General features: G+C 69.7%; 19 protein-coding genes and 1 pseudogene. 14 read left to right on the forward strand and 6 right to left on the reverse strand.

Translation table 11 applies throughout. The annotated features are described in order from the left end of the window. The first annotated feature begins 1 nt into the window (after position 1). From JMJ55_RS10725 to JMJ55_RS10750, 6 genes are read left to right on the forward strand one after another with little or no spacing between them, the layout of a single operon-like run. Entirely contained in the window at positions 2 to 844 is an 843-nt protein-coding gene (locus JMJ55_RS10725; protein WP_202825520.1) for a sugar phosphate isomerase/epimerase family protein, read from the forward strand. Beyond that, on the forward strand, positions 841 to 2082 hold the full coding sequence (locus tag JMJ55_RS10730; RefSeq protein ID WP_202825521.1) for a glycosyltransferase family 4 protein: 1242 nt from the start codon (positions 841 to 843) through the stop codon (positions 2080 to 2082). The genes JMJ55_RS10725 and JMJ55_RS10730 overlap by 4 nt, the downstream gene beginning before the upstream one ends. Beyond that, the gene (locus tag JMJ55_RS10735; protein WP_202825522.1) at positions 2082 to 2819 is read left to right on the forward strand and encodes a PIG-L deacetylase family protein; all 738 of its coding nucleotides are present in this window, start codon (positions 2082 to 2084) and stop codon (positions 2817 to 2819) included. Before JMJ55_RS10730 ends, JMJ55_RS10735 begins: the two co-directional genes overlap by 1 nt. Further along, positions 2816 to 3829 (forward strand): UDP-glucose 4-epimerase GalE, encoded by a 1014-nt coding sequence (gene galE / locus JMJ55_RS10740; protein WP_202825523.1) that lies wholly within the window; start codon positions 2816 to 2818, stop codon positions 3827 to 3829. The genes JMJ55_RS10735 and galE overlap by 4 nt, the downstream gene beginning before the upstream one ends. A gap of 32 nt (positions 3830 to 3861) precedes the next feature. After that, complete coding sequence (gene mdoH / locus JMJ55_RS10745; protein WP_268885292.1) at positions 3862 to 5571, forward strand: glucans biosynthesis glucosyltransferase MdoH; 1710 nt, start codon at positions 3862 to 3864, stop codon at positions 5569 to 5571. Between the two features lie 14 nt (positions 5572 to 5585). Beyond that, the gene (locus tag JMJ55_RS10750; RefSeq protein ID WP_202825525.1) at positions 5586 to 6851 is read left to right on the forward strand and encodes a hypothetical protein; all 1266 of its coding nucleotides are present in this window, start codon (positions 5586 to 5588) and stop codon (positions 6849 to 6851) included. 56 nt (positions 6852 to 6907) lie between these two features. Here JMJ55_RS10750 and JMJ55_RS10755 read toward each other — a convergent pair whose 3' ends face one another. From JMJ55_RS10755 to JMJ55_RS10775, 4 genes are all read right to left on the reverse strand, one after another. Further along, positions 6908 to 7438: a response regulator gene (locus tag JMJ55_RS10755; protein ID WP_202825526.1), complete on the reverse strand. Its 531-nt coding sequence runs from the start codon at positions 7436 to 7438 to the stop codon at positions 6908 to 6910. 470 nt (positions 7439 to 7908) lie between these two features. Beyond that, positions 7909 to 8811, reverse strand: coding sequence for a hypothetical protein (locus JMJ55_RS10765; protein ID WP_202825527.1), 903 nt, complete (start codon positions 8809 to 8811; stop codon positions 7909 to 7911). A 116-nt stretch (positions 8812 to 8927) separates the two neighbouring features. Further along, positions 8928 to 9392, reverse strand: coding sequence for a hypothetical protein (locus JMJ55_RS10770; protein ID WP_202825528.1), 465 nt, complete (start codon positions 9390 to 9392; stop codon positions 8928 to 8930). A gap of 352 nt (positions 9393 to 9744) precedes the next feature. Continuing rightward, positions 9745 to 10635, reverse strand: coding sequence for a Bug family tripartite tricarboxylate transporter substrate binding protein (locus JMJ55_RS10775; protein ID WP_202825529.1), 891 nt, complete (start codon positions 10633 to 10635; stop codon positions 9745 to 9747). 738 nt (positions 10636 to 11373) lie between these two features. Here JMJ55_RS10775 and JMJ55_RS10780 point away from each other — a divergent pair. Next, on the forward strand, positions 11374 to 12123 hold the full coding sequence (locus tag JMJ55_RS10780) for an SH3 domain-containing protein (RefSeq protein WP_202825530.1): 750 nt from the start codon (positions 11374 to 11376) through the stop codon (positions 12121 to 12123). Between the two features lie 338 nt (positions 12124 to 12461). On the opposite strand, the gene JMJ55_RS30955 is transcribed toward JMJ55_RS10780, so the two are convergent. Beyond that, the gene (locus tag JMJ55_RS30955; protein WP_236033634.1) at positions 12462 to 12668 is read right to left on the reverse strand and encodes an XRE family transcriptional regulator; all 207 of its coding nucleotides are present in this window, start codon (positions 12666 to 12668) and stop codon (positions 12462 to 12464) included. 33 nt (positions 12669 to 12701) lie between these two features. After that, positions 12702 to 12929: pseudogene (locus tag JMJ55_RS30960) on the reverse strand (transposase); the annotation flags it as partial. A 158-nt stretch (positions 12930 to 13087) separates the two neighbouring features. Between JMJ55_RS30960 and JMJ55_RS10790 the strand changes: the two are divergent. The 7 genes from JMJ55_RS10790 to JMJ55_RS10820 all read left to right on the forward strand — a co-directional run bounded on the left by JMJ55_RS10790 (position 13088) and on the right by JMJ55_RS10820 (position 20681). Further along, entirely contained in the window at positions 13088 to 13357 is a 270-nt protein-coding gene (locus JMJ55_RS10790; protein WP_202825532.1) for a hypothetical protein, read from the forward strand. 75 nt (positions 13358 to 13432) lie between these two features. Beyond that, positions 13433 to 14185: an ImuA family protein gene (locus tag JMJ55_RS10795; RefSeq protein WP_202825533.1), complete on the forward strand. Its 753-nt coding sequence runs from the start codon at positions 13433 to 13435 to the stop codon at positions 14183 to 14185. Beyond that, positions 14182 to 15693, forward strand: coding sequence for a Y-family DNA polymerase (locus tag JMJ55_RS10800; protein WP_202825534.1), 1512 nt, complete (start codon positions 14182 to 14184; stop codon positions 15691 to 15693). Before JMJ55_RS10795 ends, JMJ55_RS10800 begins: the two co-directional genes overlap by 4 nt. Beyond that, positions 15690 to 19001, forward strand: coding sequence for an error-prone DNA polymerase (locus JMJ55_RS10805; RefSeq protein WP_202825535.1), 3312 nt, complete (start codon positions 15690 to 15692; stop codon positions 18999 to 19001). The genes JMJ55_RS10800 and JMJ55_RS10805 overlap by 4 nt, the downstream gene beginning before the upstream one ends. A 10-nt stretch (positions 19002 to 19011) precedes the next feature. Continuing rightward, a complete protein-coding gene (locus tag JMJ55_RS10810; protein ID WP_202825536.1) occupies positions 19012 to 19377 on the forward strand; it encodes a hypothetical protein in 366 nt (121 codons plus the stop codon). A 282-nt stretch (positions 19378 to 19659) separates the two neighbouring features. Then, positions 19660 to 20229 carry a hypothetical protein gene (locus JMJ55_RS10815; protein WP_202825537.1) on the forward strand — a complete coding sequence of 190 codons (570 nt, stop codon included), beginning with the start codon at positions 19660 to 19662 and terminating at the stop codon, positions 20227 to 20229. A gap of 125 nt (positions 20230 to 20354) precedes the next feature. After that, a complete protein-coding gene (locus tag JMJ55_RS10820; protein WP_202825566.1) occupies positions 20355 to 20681 on the forward strand; it encodes a DUF962 domain-containing protein in 327 nt (108 codons plus the stop codon). Positions 20682 to 21056: the final 375 nt, after the last annotated feature.

The raw sequence follows: 21056 nt of genomic DNA on the forward strand, positions 1-21056 counted from the left end.
CATGGCGCTGCGCTTCGCCTACAACACCAACGGCGCCGCCAACCACCGCCTCGCCGATGCCATCGCGCTGATCGCCGAGGCCGGCTACGACGGCATCGCCCTCACCCTCGACTTCCAGCATCTCGACCCGCTGGAAGAAGGCTGGGTGGCCCGCACGGAGGCGCTCGCGCGCGAGCTGCGCACCCGGCGCCTCGGCTGCGTCATCGAGACCGGGGCGCGCTTCCTGCTCGACCCGCGGCACAAGCACGAGCCGACCCTGCTGACCCCGAACGCCGAAGGCCGCGCGCGGCGCGTCGCTTTCCTCCAGCGCGCCATCGACATCGGCAACATCCTTGAGGCCGAGGCGGTGTCCTTCTGGGCCGGCGTGCCCCGGCCAGGGGTCGATCGCGGCGAGGCCGGCGAATGGCTGCTGGAGGGCCTGGCGCAGGTGACGGACTACGCCACCCGCCACGGCGTGACCGCGGCGCTGGAGCCGGAGCCCGGCATGCTAGTCGAGACGCTGGACGACTGGGCCAGGCTGCAGCCGCACCTGCCCGGCCTCACCCTCGCCCTCGACCTCGGCCATTGCCTGGTAACGCAGGAGCGTGAGCCAGCCGATGCGGTGCGCGAATTCGCCGTGGAGATCGGCACCGTGGCGATCGAGGACATGCGCCGCGGCGACCACACCCACCTGCCCTTCGGCGAGGGCGACATGGACATCCCCGGCTGCCTCGACGCGTTGGAGGCGATCGGCTTCGCCCGCCTCGTCTGCGTCGAGCTGTCACGCGAGAGCCACCGCGCCGACCGGATGATCCCGCAATCCCTCGACTGGCTGCGGCAATGCCGGGAAGGAGACACCCGATGAGGATCCTGTTCTGCAGCCGCCGCTTCTTCCCGGCCATCAGCGGCATGAGCGTCTATGCGGTCAACCTGCTGCGCCAGCTTGTCGCCGCCGGGCATGACGTGACGATGGTCAGCCAGTACCGCGGCGATGCCGCTGGCACGCGCGTCTATGGCGGCGGCCCGCCGCCGGCGGTGCCAGGCGTCACCGTCATCGGCCGCCAGTCCCTCGGCGAGGAAGCCTTCGCCGAGCCAGGCGGCGCCGATTTCGAGCGTGACGTGGATGACATGGTCTCCGTCATCCTCGAGGAGCACCGGAAGAAGCCCTTCGACCTCCTGCACGCGCAATACGGCTACCCGAATGGCTGGGCCGTGCTGCTGGCGGCGCGCGAGCTCGGCATCCCGACCGTCGTCTCCATCCAGGGCGGCGACGGCCACTGGGTCGGCTCCTGCTGCGAGACCCACCGGCTCGGCATGCTGAACGTGCTGAACCATGCGAACGCGCTGCTGATCGGCTGCGAGAGCTTCGCGCAGGAGGTGGTCGAGCGCCTCGGCGTGGCGCGGGAGCGGTTCACCATCGTCCCCGGCGCCGTTGATACCGAACGCTTCCACCCCGCTGCGGGCTTCGTCCCCGGGGAGGCCCAGGACCCCGTTCGCCTGCTCTATCACGGCCGCGTCGACCGGCGGAAAGGCGCCCTCGACATGATCGAGGCGCTGGCCCTGCTCCAGGCCGAGGGCCTGGGCTTCGCCGCCACCATCTCCGGCATCGGGCCGGACTACGACAGCTCCCGTGCGCTGGCAGAGGAGCGTGGCGTCCCGGTCCGCTTTACCGGCTATGCGGATTACGACGCCGCCCCCGCCCTCTACCGCGAGGCCGATGTTTTCGTCAGCCCGACCTATGCCGAGGGTTTCAGCAACACCATCCTCGAGGCGATGGCGAACGGGCTGCCGAGCGTCTCCTGCTACGCCGTCGGCGTCGTCGACTGCCTTCGCGACGGCGAGAACGGCCTGCTGGTGCAGCCGGGCGACATCCCCGCGCTGGCCGCCGCGCTGCGCCGAATCATCGAGGACGCGCCGTTGCGCCGCCGCCTCGCCGCGACCGCGCTGGAGGAATGCCGGCGCACCTATTCCTGGGAGGCGGTCGGCCGCCAGATCATGGAGGTCTATGCCGAGGTCGCCGGCCAGAAACCCGATACCGGCTTCGATCCCCTCCTGCCGCGCGACCCGGACTGCCGGTTCCGCGCCGCGCCGCACCTGCTCTGATGCCGCGCGCCCTCGCCCTCTCGCCGCATCTCGACGACGCCGCCTTCTCCTGCGGCGGCACGCTCGCGGCATTGGCACAGGCAGGATGGGAAGTGACGGTGGCCACGGCCTTCACCCGCTCCGTGCCGAACCCCACCGGCTTCGCCCTGGCCTGCCAGCTCGACAAGAACCTGCCAGCGGATGTGGACTACATGGCGCTCCGCCGCGCCGAGGATGCCGAGGCCTGCGCCCGGCTCGGCGCAAGGCCGCTCTGGCTCGACTTCCCGGAAGCGCCGCATCGCGGCTATGCGGATGCACGCGCCCTGTTCGGCCCGCCGCATGAGGCGGATGCGATTCTGCCGCCGCTCTCCGGCGCGCTCGCGGCGCTGATCGCCGAGGCGCCCGACCTGCTGCTGGCACCCCAGGCCATTGGCGGGCATGTCGACCATGTCCGCCTGGTCGAGGCGATCCAGGCCGTGCTGCCCGCCGGGCTGCCGGTGCTGTGGTGGACCGATTTCCCCTATGCGACCCGTCCGCAGCGCGAGACGGCCCGCCCCTTCGCTGCGGCGATGGAAGTCGATCCGGAACGCGCGATCCCTGGCGATGCGGCGGCACGCTTCGCTGCCTGCGCGGCCTATACGACGCAGCTCGGCTTCCAGTTCGGCGGCGAGGACGGGCTGCAGCGCGCGCTGGACGCCGCCGGACCAGTCGAGCGGTTCCGGGAAAGGGGTGCGGTGCCGCTCCGGGTGGCGGCATGACGGACGGCTCCACCATCCTCGTCACCGGCGGCGCCGGGTATATCGGCAGCCATGTCGTCCTCGCCTTGCTCGATGCCGGCCTGCGCGTCGTGGTCCTCGACGACCTCTCGACCGGCTGCCGCGAGGCCGTGCCGCCCGGGGTGCCGCTGGTGCAGGCGAGCACCGGCGATGCGGCGGCGGTGCGGACGGCGATCCGAAGCTGCGGCGTGGGCGCCATAGTGCACATGGCCGGCTCGCTGATCGCACCCGAGAGCGTCGTCGATCCCGTCCGCTACTGGCGGAACAACCTGGCCAATACCCTCATCCTCGCCGAAGCCTGCGTCGCCGAGGGCGTCACGCGGCTGGTCTTTTCCTCCACCGCCGCCGTCTACGGCATCCCGGACCGGCTGCCGGTCGACGAGGATGCGCCCTGCCGGCCAATCAACCCCTATGGCGCCTCGAAGCACGCGGCGGAGCAGTTGCTGCAGGCCATTTCCGCTGCGCATCGGCTGGAGGTCGTCGCGCTGCGCTATTTCAACGTGGCCGGTGCCGACCCGGCCGGGCGCGCCGGCCAGCGCGTCGCAGGCGCCACGCATCTGATCAAGGTGGCCTGCGAGGCCGCGCTCGGGCAGCGCCGCGAGGTGGCGATCTACGGTGAGGATTACGACACGCCTGACGGCACCGGCATCCGCGACTACATCCATGTCACCGACCTCGCGCGCGCGCATGTCGAGGCGCTGCGGCACCTCGCCATGGGCGGCGAGACCGCCGTGCTGAACTGCGGCTACGGCCGCGGGCATTCGGTGCGCGCCGTGCTCAGGGCGGTCGAGCGGGCCACGGGGGTGACGCTGCCGGTTCGGGTGGCGCCCCGGCGTCCAGGCGACCCGCCTGCCGTCGTCGCGGCCGCGCAGCGCATCCGCAGCCTGCTCGCCTGGCGGCCGGCCTTCGACGATCTCGACTCCATCATCGCCGATGCCATCAGCTGGGAACGACGCATGGCAGGCCAAAGCCGGCGGCAGCTCTGGAGCTGAGCTCCGCCACGCTGGAAGGGGAGCGGCGCGCGCTGCGGCGGCGACGTGGCGTAGTGGCGGCGCTGGTGGCCGGCATCGCCTCGAGCCTGATCGTGCTGGGATGGCATGTGCTGTCGGCCGGCGGCTGGACGGTATGGGAGGCGCTGATCCTCGCCTGCCTGGCCGTCAACGCACCCTGGCTGGGCCTGGCCGGGGCGACGGGGCTGATCGGCTTCGCCATCCGCATGCTGTCGCCCGATCCGCTGGCCGCCGTCCTGCCCGTGATGCGGCAGCCCGGTTGGCAGGAAGCCGCCATCGGGGCTCGCACCGTGATCGCCGTCTGCGTGCGATGCGAGGATATGGAGGCGGTTCTGCCTTCCCTGAAGCGCCTGCTGGCGAGGTTGCGCGCCTCGGCCGCCAGTGCCGATCGCTTTCGCCTCGCCATCCTGTCCGACACCCCGGACGGCGCAACAGCCCTGGCGGAGGCGGCGGCGGCGGCCAGCCTCGCGGCGGGGTTTCCGGCGGGGGCGGTCCGCTACCGGCGGAGGGCGCGCAACAGCGGCTACAAGGCCGGCAACCTGATGGATTTCCTCGACCGGGATGCCGAGGACGAATTCCTGCTGCTGCTGGATGCGGATTCGGTCATGTCCGCGGCGGCGGTTACACGCCTCGTGCGGTTGATGCAGGCCGACCGGCGCCTGGCGATCCTGCAACCGACCACCTGCGGCCATGGGGCAACGACCCGCTTCGCACGGGCTTTCAGCCTGGGCCAGCGGCATGGCATGCGGATCTGGGCCACCGGCCAGGCTTGGTGGCAGGGGCCGGAAGGGGCGTTCTGGGGCCACAATGCCCTGATCCGCATCGCCCCGTTCCGCACCCATGCCCGCCTCCCTCCCTTGCCCGACGGCGAGGCGATCCTGAGCCATGACCAGGTCGAAGCCGCGCTGCTGCATGGTGCCGGTTGGGCGGTGCGGGTCCTGCCGGACGATGTCGGCTCCTTCGAGCGGCATCCGCCGGACCTGCTGGCCTGTCTCGACCGCGACATCCGCTGGGCGCGTGGGAACCTGCAATACCGCTACTTGTTGCAGCGCCCCGATCTCGGCCGGGTGGGCCGGCTGCAGATGGTGCAGGCGATCCTTCATTATGCGCTGACGCCATTCTGGTTCGCCTTGCTGCCCTTGGCGGCGCTCAATGTGGCGACCGGCGGCGGCGAGGGAACCTCCCGGATCTGGCTGCTGGTCCTGCTGGCAGCCGGCTTCCTGCTGCTCCATCTGCCGAAGCTCGCCGGCCATGCGGAGGCCTTGCTGAGGCCGGAGCCAAGGCTCGCGCGCCTTCGCAAGATCCTGGGAGAAATCGCCGCTTCGGTCGCGGCCGATGCGATCATGGCTGCTGAACGGACATGGCTCATCCTGGCCTTCGCAGCGGGGACGCCCGCGGGATGGGATCTGCAGCAGCGGGATGGGCGCAGCCTGCCTTGGGGCGCGACGGCGCGGCGGCTTCGCTTCAGCATGGTGGTGGGCCTTGGCAGCCTTGCCCTTCTGTCCTGCGGGGGGCTGTTTCCGGTCCTGGTCACCGCGCCGGTCTGGATGCCGTTGCTGCTCGCCGTGCCCTTCGTGGTGCTGACAGCCGATCCTGCCTACGCCACCGCCGAGGATGTGCGGAGCGGGAGCGACGCAATTCGCCGATCGCCGCGCGAGCGGCCCGAGCCAGGTCGGCATCCCGAACCGGTTCCAGGGGAAGGCGTTCCGGGTTCGGAGCCATGAACAGGACGAAGGTGATGCGAATCCTGGCCGTCGGTCCACGCGTGTATCTCGGCGATATCTACCTTGCCCTGATGCGCGAGGGGCATGCTGTGCGGGTGCATGCCGAGGACAGCCCCGAGGAGCGCGCCTTCGACGGCCTGATCGAGACCGTGCCCGACTGGCGGCAGCAACTCGACTGGGTCGGCCGCGACGGCATCATCCTGTTCGAGCGCGCCAACCGTGGCGAGATCGCCGATGCGCTCCGGCGCGATGGATATCGGGTCATCGGTGGGAGCGCCTTCGGCGACCGATTGGAAAACGACCGGGCCTTCGGGCAGGCGGTGCTGCAGCGGCTCGGCCTGCCGGTAGCCGGCAGCCGGGCTTTCGACAGCCCCGCCGAGGCGCTGCGGTGGCTGGCGCAGGCGCCCGGATGCCAGGTGCTGAAATTCGATGACAGCCGCCTGCCGACCTTCGTGGGCGAGCATCCGGCCGGGCTCGACCTTGCCTTCATGCTGCGGCGCGCCGGCCCCGGGCGGGTGCTGCTGCAGGAGCGGCTGGGTGGCGTCGAGGTCGGTGTCGGCGCCTATTTCGACGGCCGGCAGTTCCTGCGCCCGGCCTGCATCGACTTCGAGCACAAGCGTTTCTTCCCTGGGGAAATGGGCGAGATGACCGGCGAGATGGGCACGCTCGCCAGCTATGAGGGCGGGGAGCGGTTGTTCGAAGCGACGCTCGGGCGCGTCGCGCCGCTGCTCGCCGAGGCGGGGCATGTCGGCTACGTCAACCTCAACCTCATGGTGGACGAACGCGGCCCGCTGCCGCTCGAGTTTACCTGCCGGTTCGGCAATCCTGGCTTCGCCGTGCTGGCGGCGATGCAGCGTGGCGGCTGGGGCGACCTGTTCCACCGCATGGCCGAGGGCGGCTTCGAAAATTTCGAAACGGTTCCGGGTTGGTCGGTGGCCGTGGTGCTGACCGTGCCGCCCTTTCCGGCAGTGGACCAGCAGGCGACGCCAGCGGATGATGTGCCGATCTTCTACGGCGAGCCGCCCGACGCGGAGGAACTTGGCCATTACCATCCCGTGGACGTCCGACGTGATCCAGAGGGGCAATTGCTCGTGCGCCGCCGGTCGGGGCACGCCATGATCGTGACCGGCACGGGTATGACGGTGCGGGATGCCCAAGCGGCAGCCAAGGCCCGAGCCCGCAATGTCATCGCACCCGAATTGCGCTGGCGGGCCGATATTGGCGAGCGCTTCCTCAATGGCGAGGGCGACCGGCTGAGTGCCTTGGGCTGGATCGGGTAGATCCAGCCGCCGGCACAGGTTCAGCGCATGCGGCTTCGGAATGCCTGGAGCTGGATTCACAGGGACGCGGCGACGACCTGCTGACGCGGTTCGGCCCAAGGTCCCACTGGCTGGCCGAGATCATGCACGGCTTCGACGAGTTCATCCGAGGTGAATGGCTTCACCACGACACGCTCCCGCACCCCCAACAGTTGACCGGCAAGGCATTCCGGGTTGCCGGTGGCATAGACGACCGGCAATCCAGGTGAACGTCGCCTTGCCTCGGTCGCGACCGCGACGCCATTCGGCCCTGGGCCGAGATTATAGTCGGTCACCAGCAGGTCCGGCTGCCAACCGCCCTTGTCGTCAAGTATCTCCGCTGCATCTGCAGCGTCACCGGCATCCCGGCATTCGAAGCCGGCATCTTCCAGCAGGTCGCGGACCAGCATCCGGATCAGCACCTCGTCCTCGACAATTAGTATACGCATGATCTCCCCCCGCCCCCTGCGAACCCTTCCCCCAAGGGTTTCATTCGGGGCGTCAACAAAATGCTCTAAGTTGCTGCGATCGCTTTTCACCAGGGCGTGACAGCGCAGCGGCTGTGGCATTCAGGCAGTCGTATGTGATCCCAAAGCAACGATCACGGCGCTAAGTGCCGGTTGTGAGCTGCCTGCCTCGAATGTTTTGGGGCGTTGGGGCGGTCTGGTGAGCGGAGGATCTGGCCCATCTGAGTTGCGGGTTGAGCAGCTTGGGTTTGGTGCAGCAGGCGGCGTTGCTGGATGGTCCTGCGCTTGATGCATCCGCGCTCGTGCAGGAGGTCTGGCCCCAGTCGAAGTGGACGTCGGCAGGGTCAGGTTGCCCAGGCTCTCGTGGTAGCGCTGGTGGTTGTAGTGTCAGCCGCAGCTCAAGGGCCTGCTCGGCCAGCCTCTCCTTGAGGATGCGAGTTCCTGCCGCAGCGTCCTGATTTCATCCGGCGTGGCAGCCCCGGACGTATCCCCGGCCAGGCCCCGCTTGCCGGTCTTCAGGAATCCTGTCGGTATCAGGATCGCTTGAGGCTAAATCATCCGGCAATCATTGCTTACGGCTTTTTGGAGCGATGCGTTATCCGTGCACGCTCGAGAGATGCTGCCCTGCGGCGCTCCTCCCGCAATACCTCAATCACTGGCTGCCACCAGCCGCGCGCCAAATCAGACGGGCTGGGCGGTGTGCGTGCGGGCCAAGCCTGAACCATCTCGGCATGGTTCGGCCTGCGCCAGGCCGCCCAGATCAACGTGGCGGATCCGGCAACGACACCCGGGTAGAAGCGGGTGGTGACATCAGGTTCCGCAAGCTCGCCGGTCATGGCCTCGAACAGCACACATCCCGCATGGGTCATCAGCACGCGGCCGAGCGGCGGCTGTGCGTCCTCGGGCACGGGATACCGCCGCCGGCGGCGTTCAGCGGCCTCGGCTCGCCGTTCTGCCTGCTCAGGAGAGGCCTTGCGGCTCTCCTCCCGCTTTCGCCGCTCCTTGGGCTCGGCCAGGCGGGCCGCGTCCTCGATAGCGGGCCAGCGCCTGCGCAGCTCCTCAACGGAGCGGAACGGCACGCGCCAGGCCTTCACTGCCGGGTCCCACCGGGCCCAGGGCACTGCCCGCAACTCGGTGATGACCGCCCGGGAGTATGGCGTCCTGACCACAAGGCCGTCGGCGACCTCCAGATAGGGACTGGCGATGGGCTCGAACGCGAAGGCGTCACGGCCACGCTGGTCGGCATAGGCCAGCACGCCCGACCATTCGCGGCCCATCCATGTCGTCAGGCGCCGTTCCGCTCGCGCGCCCGGTACGAACCAGGCCCCCAGGTCGTCGCGCCAGCGTGCCCTTGGGAATGCCTCGCGAAAGCGCTCCACGGTCATGCGGTCATAGGGGAAGGCAGCCGTAGCCCCGGGCGCGTCATCACCGGCATCCCGCTGCGCCACGCTGAACTCCAGGGTATCGTCCGTCACCGGTTTCCCCTCCGCGCAGCAGCGCGTGCTATCGGCCCGTGCGGCCTGGCAGCAACCGAAGGCACCCTGACCCGGACGGCCGTGTTCCACTGGGATGCAAGGGTTGTCGCCCCGGCCTAGATCCTGCCCGGCCGCGCAGCCGAGCAGACGAGCGCCAGGGCAAGGCTGGCTGCCAAGGCATCCTCGGTGAGCGCGCGTGCCCAGTCGCTGCCGGACCGGGTGGTGGCGCCTCGTGCCGCGCGGCCGAGCAGCGTGCCAGCAACAGCACCGGCGACACCGGTCATGGCGCCCTCCCTTCTCGATACGCCGCCTCCGGCCAGGGCCGCGCCACCGACCGCACCAAGGACGAGGCGAACCAGGAAGGACGGGACGATACGGCGGTCGGGCGCGAATGGCATCTTGTCGCCAGCCATCTCGGCCAGGGCGGCCACGGTCGCAAGCCCGCGTCTCTCAGGACCGAGCGGGATCCAACCGATCCGGATGTGGCCGGACGCGGCGGCCCAGCTCAGGGCGGCCACGGCCGACATGCTACGAAGCCCGGACAGGACGCCGATGCCGAACGCGCCCCAATGGCCTTCCATCACGCCTCCCTGCGCTGCAGGGCCGATCCTCTGACCGTCCATCCGCACCTCCCACCGATGCCAAGCTCAAGCCGTAAGAGCAGAGTTGGTTGCGGCTTCGGCGAAGATGGGCAGGGACTGGCCGGGTCGGGAATGCCCGCATCCAAGCGCCAAGCTGTGCTCCTTCGCTATTCTATAACCGGCGACAACCTTCCTTGCCGCAAGCTTTACAAAGCTTGCCTTGGTCATGAATAGCTCAGGCAGTGGTACCCTCGCCGGTCGCCGCAACGAACCGAGAAGGGCAAATATTTACAGTGCGCAAGAACACCTTCCGTCTTCGTCTGCCCAAGCGACGGATTCCGGGTGTTCGCACCTATTCCGGGCGGATGCCGGCCACCTCCGCGGTGCGGCGAATGCGCTGCCGCTCGGCGGCAAGGAAGGCGGCGAGACCCGTGGGGCTGCGTTCGGCTGGGTCGGCGAGTTGCGCCCCAACCTCGGCCTGACGCTCGCGGTAACCAGGATCCTCCAGCACGGCGGCAGCGGCCCTGGCCAGTATTCCGATAACCGGCGCCGGCGTGCCGGCAGGCGCGACGAGCGCCGCCCAGGAGCCACCGGTCAGGTGTGGCAGCCCGCTCTCTATGAGGGTCGGCACGGCCGGCGCCAGAGCTGAGCGGGTTGCGGTGGAGACGGCCAGGATCCGGATGCGTCCGTCCTGCCATAGCGGCAGCACGGTGGAGAACTCCGCCATCACCAGCCGGATGTTGCCGGCGATGAGGTCGGGCACAGAGAGGCTGCTGCCGCGGTAGGGCACATGGCTCAGCCGGATGCCGGCCTGAGCCATAAGCTGCTCGATGAGGAAATGCGTGGCGCTACCCTGGCCGGAGGAGCCGATGCTGATCGCACCGGGTTGCGCCTTCGCCGCGGCGGTCAGATCGGCCACGCTGTGCCAGGCGCTATCGGCACGAACCGATAGCGTCAGCGGGCTGCGGCTGAGCAGCGCGACAGGCTCGAAATCGGCCGCTGCGTCATAGGGCATGCGGGCCTGCAGGACCGGATTGTTGACCAGCGGGCCGTTGGAGCCGAGCAGCAGGGTGTAACCGTCAGGCCGTGCCTTGGCGACAACCTCGCCGCCGAGCGTGCCGCCGGCGCCGGCACGGTTCTCCACAACGAAGGTCTGGCCGAGTTGGTCGCCCATCCGGGCCGCGATCAAGCGTGCCTGGACATCGGAGCTGGTGCCGGCCGCGAAGGGCACAACGATGCGCACGGGGCGTTCCGGAAAGCTGGACTGCGCCTGGGCCCGACCCGACAGCGGCAGAACCGCCCCTGCTGTTGCAAGAAATGCACGGCGATGCCACTGCATCCCTTATCCCTCCTCCCGGTCATTCCGTCCATTTTGCGCAGGTGGAGGGATTGGAGCCAAGGGCTCTCGTCCTGTCCGCCAGCCGACATAGACCCATGATTCTTAGGGATGAGCTGTTTCCAACCGAGCTGGCCCGCCTCGTCCGGCTGCGGATCGGACGGGGCGAGGTCAGTCCCACCGGCGCCAACAACCGGCCGCGGCCGGAGAGGCTGGCCAGCCTGCTGCGAGACATCGGTGGCATCGGCACCGAGAGCCGAGAGGGCAGTGTGACTACGGCGACCAGCATCACAGTCCGGGTTCCGTTGACCATCCACCACGGGGTGCGGAAGCTCGTGGCCATGCCGGACGGCAGCCTGCTTGGTGCCGCAGCGGCACGCATGCGGGCCGACCCTGCCCTGATCAAGGCGCTGGTTCGCGCATTAGCGGAAGTGCCTGTTCGAGGAGGGCCGATGCGGCTCTCTTGCCGAACTCGCAAAGGCCGAGAAGACCGACCGGCCCTATCTTGGCAGGATGCTGCGACCGACGCTGCTGGCGCGGTCGCGGCACTTTGAGATTTCGCAGCGGAGGTGAGGCCATAGCGCGGGGGTGCTTGTCTATGGCCGCAGCTGGTCTAGAAGGCCGCCCCACAGACTGGGAACCACCATGCGTGAGCTTATCGCGCCGCTCCTCGCGGTGATCGCGACGGGGCTGGCGGCCTGTGACGACCCGCCGAAGAACCAGCCTGGCCTCGACCCTGCCCTTGCCATCGCGCGCCAAGCGGCAGAGGCGCAGGTACGCGCTCGGCTGCGCATGGTTGGCGAGATGCAGATGCGCGCCGTGCAGACTTGGCGCCAGCAAGTGCCGAACACCGTCGCGGTATGTGGCCAGGTCAACCCGACCGGCGAGGCCAACGACCCGTTCATTCCTTGGGTCGTGACTGTGAGCCTGAAAGAGGGAAGGACCGAGCGGGCGGACCTCGTGATCGGCATGTCGAATGCGGAGGCAGGCCGCGTCTTCGTCGAGATGCTCGACCGCTGCTTCGAGGGCGGCGGCCCGCCGACAGGGCGCCCGCAGGCACGTGCCTTGCCGCCATTGCCGCTCGATGTCGCGCCCGCTCTGCAGCGCGGGACGCCGCCAACCGCTGCGACGGCTCCAGGTCCCCCCGCCCTGCCGACGGTAGTGGTGCCAGCGCCGGCGCCGTCCCTGCCAGCCGCAGCGCCAGGGCGAATGGTGACCACCACAGCCGCGCACCCCGTGAACATACGCAGCCAACCGGGCGGCGGTGGGGCTGTGGTGCAGATAGTCCCACGCGCTTCCAACCTGCGCGTCTTCGGCGAGGCACCGGGTGGCTGGCTGCAGGTCGGCGAGGATCAGCCCTTCGGCTGGGTGCACGGGTCGATGCTCGACCGGTAGGCAAGCACGTGGCGGCTCGGCACATGCCGATTTCAGTGCCGGCCGCCAGCCCGAGGCGAGGCGTTGGACCAAACCAAGACCAAGGCCGTCTTGGATCGGTTAGACTCATTCTGGAAGGAAAGGTCCGCAGGGGATTCGCACCCGGAAGTTCGCGCGCGAGGCGGAACATTTTGGGCTTGCCCGGCGCCATTTGGCCCGGTGGCCCTCAACGTCTGGATGTTGAGACCGCAGGCTGTGGCACGGCCATGCCCTCCGGCCGGCGTTCCTTCTGCGCCGCGCCGCGCGTCTCACCACCGCCACCGCCCTCGCCAGGTCTCGGGGGCAGGAGAGGTACTCCGTCATGGGCTGTCGCAGCCGAGCACATCCGCCGCCGGGACCGCCACGGGACGTTCGATGACATCCACCGTTGCGGCGTTCTCCTCGCGCCCCAGCATGCCGATGGAGTTGCGGTTCAGCCTGGCGAGGGCGGCCAACTCTTCCTGCGGCAAGCCGTAGGCGCGCCGCGAGCGCTGAAGGTTTCTCGCCAGTATGCGCAGCAACTGCATGCCGCGAGACCTCACCCTTAGGGTTCGTTGGCGCCTGAGCCAATCGGCTGTGGCGGCGAGGCGGAGGACGCCGAGGAAGGAGGCGGCGGTCTTCTCATTCTGAGTATCGACGGCGCGCCACTCTTTGAGCCTCGCCCAAAGGCGCTCGGCGCGGTTGCGGTTGTTGCAGATCGGCGCCGGGCAGGCGATGTGCGCTTCGTTGACTTGCGGCGGGATGGCGGGCCGTGCGCCGAGGTCCCAGACGTGCTGACGAAGGCCGTTGCCGCCAGAGGATGGCCGAGATCGTCCGCCGCAGGTTGCTCGGTGGCACCTTGAAGTGCTTTTGAAGCCGGCCGCTCGGATTGACACCTCGGTGTGGAACTAAGGCCCTTGGCAAATATGTTCTTGATTCGTTCGATTTATCTCGCCATCGTCGCGGCATGGATTCGCCAAGCCCGCCCCCGCCCAATCCGTCCGATACCCCTGCCGAGCGCGCGGGTGTTTCCGCTGGCCCTCTGCTGCCTGTTGACCATGCAGAGCTCGCCTCCGCGATAGCCTATGGCCTGCGCTTCGATGAGCGCGGCAAGCCGCGCCGCGGCGCTGCCTGGGAAATGGCAGCCAGCCTGCTGGCCGAACAGCTCGTGGCCCAGCTCGAGCGGGCCAATTTCGTCGTCCTCAAGCGCCCATCCCGCCCACCGCACAGCACCTGATCGCAGACCGGCCGCTCAGCGGCAGACCCGGGCAATCCGCCGGGTGACGGACCATGGCCATGCGGGTGCCTGCTCATGCCTCCAGCCCCTTCGGATATCCCGCTCGACCAGTCCGCCATGCTGGCGGCCCTGCGTGCGCGTGTGGCGCGGCTGGAGGCTGGTCATGGCGATCGGCGCGGCCGGGACGCCATCCCGATCTGCGATGGGCTGCCGCTCCCCGGTGGCGGCCTAGCGCGGGCCGCGGTGCATGAAGTGCTCGCCACCTCGCCTGGCTGTGGCGCTGCCTTCTGTGCCCTGCTGCTGGCCCGCACCGGCGGCACCGTCCTCTGGATCGCCCTCGAGGTGGACATGCTCCTGGCTTGGCCGCCGGGGCTGGCGCGTTTCGGCCTGCTGCCGGCGGAGTTGGTGCTGGTGCGGGCCCGGCGCTGGCCGGACGCGCTCTGGGCGATGGAGGAGGCGCTCCGGTGCCCGGCCGTGACCGGGGCGGTGCTGGCCCTGCCGCAGGAGCAGAGCGCCGAGGCTCACCCGCTGGACCTGACGGCGACACGCCGGCTGCAACTGGCGGCCGAGGCGGGCGGCGCCCTCGGCCTGCTGCTGCGGCCGGATGCCGCCAGCGTCGCACCCAGCGCCACCACCACCCGCTGGCGGATCGGCGCCTATCCCACCGATGCCGATGCCACGCTCGATGAGGGATGCTGGCAGCTGGAGCTGCTGCGCAGCAAGGCCGGCCGCCCAGGCGGGCCCTGGGCTGTGACCTGGCAGGCCGCGACGGGGCAGTTGGTCCTGGCGACCGCGACACCATACCCGGCTCGCCAAGCCGCGCGATGACCGGGCGCTTCCTGGCGCTGCACCTGCCCAGCCTCGCCACCAATCGGCTCCGCCGCGCCGAGCCGAGGCTGCCGCCGACCCGACCGCTGGCCACCTGGGCTGCTTTCGGCAATCGACGGCTGCTGGTGGCCGTCGACGCGGCCGCTGAGGCCGCCGGTCTCCGGCCCGGACAGGCATTGGCCGATGCGCAGGCGATCGCGCCCGATCTTGCCCTGCAGGCCGCCCATCCGGGGGCCGATGCGCAGGCGCTACAGGCCCTGGCGTTCTGGGCTCGGCGCTATACGCCGCTGGCGGCCGTGGATCCGCCGGATGGCCTGCTGCTCGACATCACCGGCTGCGCCCATCTGCAGGGCGGCGAGGCTGCGCTGCTGCGGGATGCGCTGGCGAGGCTGGGCCGGGCCGGTGTCGCGGCACGCGGCGCGGTCGCGGGCGCCCCGGCCACTGCCGCCGCCCTGGCAAGGGCCCGCAGCGACAACCCGATCGTCGTCAATGGCATCGAGGCGGTTGTCGCCGGGCCATTGCCGCTCGGCCCGGCCCTGCGGCTGCCGCTGGCCCTGCTGGACGAGTTGCAGCGGCTCGGGCTGCGGCGGGTGCATGACCTGCTCGACCTGCCCCGGGCACCCCTGGCGCGGCGCTTCGGGCAGGATTTGCTGGATCGGCTCGACGCGGTCACAGGCCGGCGGCGGGTCGTCCTGCAGCCGGTGACCCCGCCCCCGGACCTGACCGTGGTGCAGGACCTGCTTGAGCCGATCATCACCCGCGCCGGCATCGAGGCCGTGCTCGACCGGTTGCTCGACGGCTTCTGCCGCGGGCTGCGGCAAGCCCAGCTCGGCGCCCGCCGGGTCGCGCTCCTGGCCTGGCGGGTGGATGGGGTTGTGCAGGAGGTGGCGATCGGCACCGGGACGCCGGTGCGCGAGCCACGGCACCTGCACCGGCTGTTCGCCGAGGGGCTGGAGCGGCTGGAGCCCGATCTGGGCTTCGAGCGGATGGCGCTGGAGGCCCGGGCCACGGATTCCATGGCCGCGGGAACCCAGGCTGGGCTCGGCCTGGGCGGCCGGTATGACGAGGCCGTGGCGGCCAGGGACCTGGCCCAGTTGCTCGACCGGCTGGGGCAGCGGCTGCGGGTGCAGCGGGTCAGCCCCGTCGCCAGCCATTGGCCGGAGCGTGCGGTGGCCGCACGGAGCCTTCACGGTCCGGAGCCTGCCATCCCGCCGGGCTGGGACGTACAGCCTTGGCCGGTCCTGCTGTTCCGGCGACCGCAACCGGTCCAGGCCGCGGCCCCGTGGCAGGCTGGAGCGCCAGCGATGTTGCCTTGGCGCGGCCGCAACCACGCCATTCAACGAGCCGAGGGGCCGCAACGGCTGGAGCCCGAATGGTGGCGCGCCAGGCCAGGCCTGCAGCGGCGGGATTACTATCGGGTCGAGCTCGCCTCGGGCGTACGACTCTGGATCTGCCGCGGCGAGTCGCCGGAGGCGCCGGCCTGGCTGCTGCATGGTTATCTGCCATGACCGGCTATGCCGAGCTGGCAGCCCAATCCAATTTCAGCTTCCTCGATGGCGCCTCGCACCCGGAGGAGCTGGCCGAAACCGCCGGGGAACTCGGCCTCACGGGCCTGGGCATCTGCGACACCAACAGCCTCGCCGGTGTGGTCCGCGGCCATGTCGCCGCCAGGGAGCGGAAACTCCCCTTCCTGGTCGGCTGCCGCCTGCGACTCGACGACGCCTCCGAATGGCTGGCCTGGCCCAGCGACCGCGCGGGCTACGGCCGGCTGACCGCGCTGCTCTCCCGCAGCCGCATGCAGGCGGCCAAGGGCGAGGCTCGCATTGGCCGCGCGGCGATGCTGGCCGCTGCCGAGGGCTGGGTCCTGGCCGCGATCCCGCCAGCCGACCCCGATGCGGCCTTCGCCGCCGGGCTGCGGCGGGATGCCGCAGCGCTGCGGGGCAGGCTCGCCCTGCCGCTGCATCTCGTTGCCATCCATGCCCTCCGGGGCGACGACCGCCAGCGGATCGGCGTCCTGGCCGAGATTGCCAGGCAGGCCGGGGCCCGGCTGCTGGCCACCGGTCATGTCCGCTACCACCACCGCTCCCGGCACCGCCTGGCCGATGTGCTGACCGCCATCCGCCTGCGCACCACGGTCGATGCCCTGGGCTATGCCGCAGAGCCCAATGCCGAGCGGCACCTGAAGTCTCCGACGGAGATGGCGCGGCTCTTCGCCGGCTGGCCGGAGGCCCTGGCGAACAGCCTGGCGATCCTGGACGCCTGTCGTGGCTTCTCCCTCGACCAGCTGCGCTACGAATACCCCGATGAGGTCATGGAGCCCGGCCGGACCGCCCAGGAGACCCTGGCGAGCCGGGTGGAGGAGGCGTTGGCGGCACGCTGGCCGGGCGGCGTCCCGGCCGACATCGCCGATCGCATTGCCCATGAGCTGCAGCTGATCGGTGAGCTCGGCTACGCCCCCTACTTCCTGACCGTGCACGAGATCGTCCGCTTTGCCGGCGACCGCGGCATCCTCTGCCAGGGCCGCGGCTCGGCCGCCAACTCGGCGGTTTGCTACGTGCTCGGCATCACCGCCGTCGATCCCGGCAAGCACGACCTGCTGTTCGAACGCTTCGTCTCCGCCAGCCGCGGCGAGCCGCCCGATATCGACATCGATTTCGAGCATGAGCGGCGCGAGGAGGTGATCCAGCATCTCTATGAGCGCTATGGCCGCGAGCGGGCTGCCATCTGCGCCACCGTCATCCGCTACCGCACCCGCAGCGCCATCCGCGAGGTCGGCCGCGCCATGGGCCTCAGCGAGGACATCACCGCCCGTCTCGCCAAGGGCAGCTGGGGGCCAGGACATGCGATGGGCCTGAAGGCTCTGGCCGAGGCGGAGGGACTCGACACGGGTGATCCCCGCCTGGCCATGGCGCTCGAGCTGGCGGAGGAAATCCTCGACTTCCCGCGCCACCTGGCGACCCATGTCGGCGGCTTCGTCATCACCCGCGGCCCGCTGATCGAGCTGGCGGTCGTCACCCATGCCGCCATGGAGGGCCGCACGGTCCTCGAATGGGACAAGGACGACATCGACGCGCTTGGCATCCTCAAGGTCGATGTGCTCGGCCTTGGCATGCTGTCCTGCCTGCGGCGGGGCTTTGGCCTGCTGCGCCAGCACCATCGCCTGAGCCATGACCTTGCCAGCCTGCCGCGCGACTGCCCTGAGACCTACGCCATGCTGCGCCGGGCCGACAGCCTCGGCGTCTTCCAGGTCGAGAGCCGGGCGCAGATGAACATGCTGCCACGGCTGCGGCCGGAAAAATTCTACGACCTGGTGGTCGAGGTGGCGATCGTCCGGCCCGGGCCGATCCAGGGCGACATGGTCCACCCCTATCTGCGACGCAAGCAGGGGCTGGAGCCGGTAACCTACCCCGCGCCCTCACCGAAGCATGGCGAGCCCGACGAGCTGGAGCGGGTGCTGGGCAAGACCCTCGGGGTGCCGCTGTTCCAGGAGCAGGCGATGCGGCTGGCCATCGTCGCCGCCGGCTTCTCCGCCGAGGAGGCAGACCAGCTCCGCCGAGCCATGGCCACCTTCAAGCTGACCGGCGGCGTGGCCCGCTACCGCGAGCGGCTGGTCGCCGGCATGGTCCGCCGCGGCTATGAGCGAGACTTCGCCGAGCGGGTGTTCCAGCAGATCGAGGGCTTCGGCAGCTATGGCTTCCCGGAGAGCCATGCCGCCAGCTTTGCCCATCTCGTCTATGCCTCGGCCTGGGTGAAGTGCCACCACCCTGCGGTCTTTGCCTGTGCCCTGCTGAACAGCCAGCCGATGGGCTTCTATGCCCCGGCGCAGATCGTCCGCGACGCCAGGGAACATGGCGTCGCCATCCTCGCCGTCGACGTGAATGCCAGCGATTGGGACAGCAGCCTGGAGCCGCAGCCGGCCAGCGCCGGCGGCCTCGCCTTGCGGCTCGGGCTGCGGCTGGTGGCAGGGCTGCAGGAGGCGGCAGCGCGGGCTGTCCTGGCGGCCCGGCAGGCGCGTAACGGCGCGCCCTTCGCCTCGGTCGAGGAGGCCGCCTGGCGGGCCGGGGTCGGGTTGCGGGCGCTGGGGGCATTGGCGGCGGCAGATGCCTTTGCCGGCACCGGCGTCAGCCGCCGCAAGGCCGCCTGGGACGCCCGCGCTGTCGCCAGCGGGCTGGAAACCTTGCCGCTGTTCGCCGCAGCGCCCGAAACCGCGGCCGCGGCCATGGCGGCGCAGACGCCGCTGGTGCCGGAGCCGGAAGTGGCACTGCCGCTTCAAAGCGAGGGCGAGCAGGTGGTCGCGGATTATCAAGCGAACGGCCTGACCCTGGGGCGGCATCCGTTGGCGCTGCTCCGGCCGGTGCTCGACCGGCTGGGCTATGCCGATTGCCGCCAGCTCGGCCGCCTGCGCTCAGGCGCCTCGATCCGGCTGCCCGGGCTGGTGCTGATGCGCCAGCGGCCGGGCTCGGCCAAAGGGATCGTGTTCATGACCGTCGAGGATGAGCATGGCGTTGGCAACCTGGTGGTCTATCCGGATGTCGCCGCCCGCGACCGGGCGGCACTGGTGGCAGGACGGTTGCTGGTCGCCGAGGGCCGTATCGAGCGGGAGGTCGAGCGAGCAGAGGTGCCCATCACCCACCTCATTGTCCGCCGCCTGATCGACCGTTCGGATCTGCTGGGCTGCCTGACCGATCCGGGCATCGCGGTGGGCGGCAGCGATTGGGTGGACCGGGTGCTCGGCCGCGCCGATGAGGTCCGGCGGCCGGAGCCCGGCAGCCGGCGCGCGGGCCCGAAGCTTCCGGGAAGCCGGGATTTTCGATAGGCCGCAGACCATGAGCCCAGCCCGCAAAGGATCGCAGGATGTGCAACCTCGTTCAGGAGAACCCCGTACACCTGACGGACGCTATTTCGTGGTGCGCGGCCGGCTGTGGCGGCTGAGCAACCCGGCGCTCGACCCCGCCGAGCGCAAGCGGCTCGTGCAGGAGTTAATGGCCGCCCGCCGTGCTGTCCGAACGGCGAAGGCTGACCCCGAGGCGCTTCGTATCGCGCGGTCGAGGGTCGAGGCGGCGAAGCGGGCGCTCGGCGAACGCGGCGCGCCATGGTGGACGGATGGCGCCCCGGACTACAACCGGCGCATGGTTGCGAACACGCCTTATGCCGACTGGTTCGAAACCGTCACCGCAAAGGATGCCGACTAGAGCCGACTTCGATCAGGCGGGAGCGACCGGTTGGGGTTAGTCCCTAACCCGGGCAGAAGCTTAGGGCGATCGCCGTTCAAGCTCAGGGGCAGATGGCCGTCTCACCCAGCCGTGGTGGCTAAGCCAAGCGCAGTTCGCTGGCGAATGGCCGCTGTGAGCCAAGCGCCTCCAGATGCAGGTCTTTAATTCGGCAGGAAAGCCGGAAGCTTCAGCTTCCAGAGGCATCGTATCGTCCACCGTGGATGCACATATCCCTGCAGCGACTGGGAAAGGATCCTGGCTATGACACGCATCGTTGCAGGATTGTTCGATAATCGCGGTGAGGTGGAGCGGGTCGTCGAGCATCTGACCCAACAGCTGGGCGTCGATCCCGCTGCCGTAGAAATTCATGGCGCCGGAGAGGATCAGGGCACTCCGGAGCACCCAGGCGATAGGCCGCGCGGCATCCTGCGGTCACAGATCGACCGATTTTTGCCCAAGGCGGACCGAGCAGTTTTCGTGGAGGGCATCCGCCGAAACGGCATCGTCCTCGTGGCTCAGGTCGAGGAACGCGTGGTCGACCGGGTCATGGATGTCTTTGAAACTCATGGCGCCGCGGATCTCGACGCACGCCAAGCGGATTGGCGTGGCGCCGGCTGGGCACCTGGTGAATCCGGCGGCACCGGCCATGACGAGGACATCGGGTTTGCCACCTATGGTGGAGATGCCGTGTTCCGGCATATCCCCAAGCACCATCATGACAATACGCCGGCGGGCCTGCTGGGTCGTCTGGCCATGGCGGCCATGCGGCCCGAGCCCGGACGCCGCCGGGCAAAGGTCCGCAGCTATGTGGTGGACCCGGAGAAGCAATGAAGCCGAGCGGCTGGTAAGCCCGTTCGCGCTGCCGCAGTTCATCGACGGCGACAATCACCGCGAGAGAGAGCAACGGATTGCGTCGAACCCTTGGATACCCGATGAGATTGACGCAATCTCCTCTCATGGCTAACCGCTTCCGCACCTTCGGTGAGTTTTGGCCTTTCTACCTGCGGGAACATGCTCGCCCGGCGACCCGTGCTATCCATGTGGCGGGCACCTGGACTGCGGCGCTCACGCTCCTCCTGGGTGTGGCGTCAGGGGCTTGGTGGCTAACGTTGCTGGCCCCGTTGATCGGCTACGGCTGTGCCTGGATTTCCCACCTGTTCGTCGAGCGGAATCGGCCTGCTACTTTCAGCTATCCGCTCTGGTCGCTGGGTGGAGACCTGCGCCTGGCATGGCTCGCGGCAACGGGACGGCTAGGTCCGGAACTGCGGCGGCATGGCTTATGATGCTTGGATGCCGCTAATTCAGGGGCTCTCACCCGGGTAACCTGGCAACGTCCCGCGGTCGCCCTCGAAGCGGTCGGCCCAGAAATGCGCGCCCGGCACCGCATTGGCCGGTGATCCGCAACAGGTCGCCGCGACGGCTCCAGCAGCCCGGCTTGCGCCCCCGATCTGGCGCAGGCCCAAGACAAAGGCGGCAGCGCCGGATTCGCAGCGATGCCGAAACGCCTCCCGCCTCTAAGGCCCGTTCGACAAGGCCGGTCGGGTCGGTCCGCCGGCCTTGTCTCACGGGCCCTAGCCCCGCTCGGGTCCCTGGATCTGCCGGGGCAGGCCTGCGGGCTGGCGCTGCCGTAGCGCTGCGAGGCGGTCCGAAAGGCTGGT

Source organism: Belnapia mucosa, from assembly GCF_016775475.1.
In the GTDB taxonomy this organism is placed as follows: Bacteria; Pseudomonadota; Alphaproteobacteria; order Acetobacterales; family Acetobacteraceae; genus Belnapia; species Belnapia mucosa.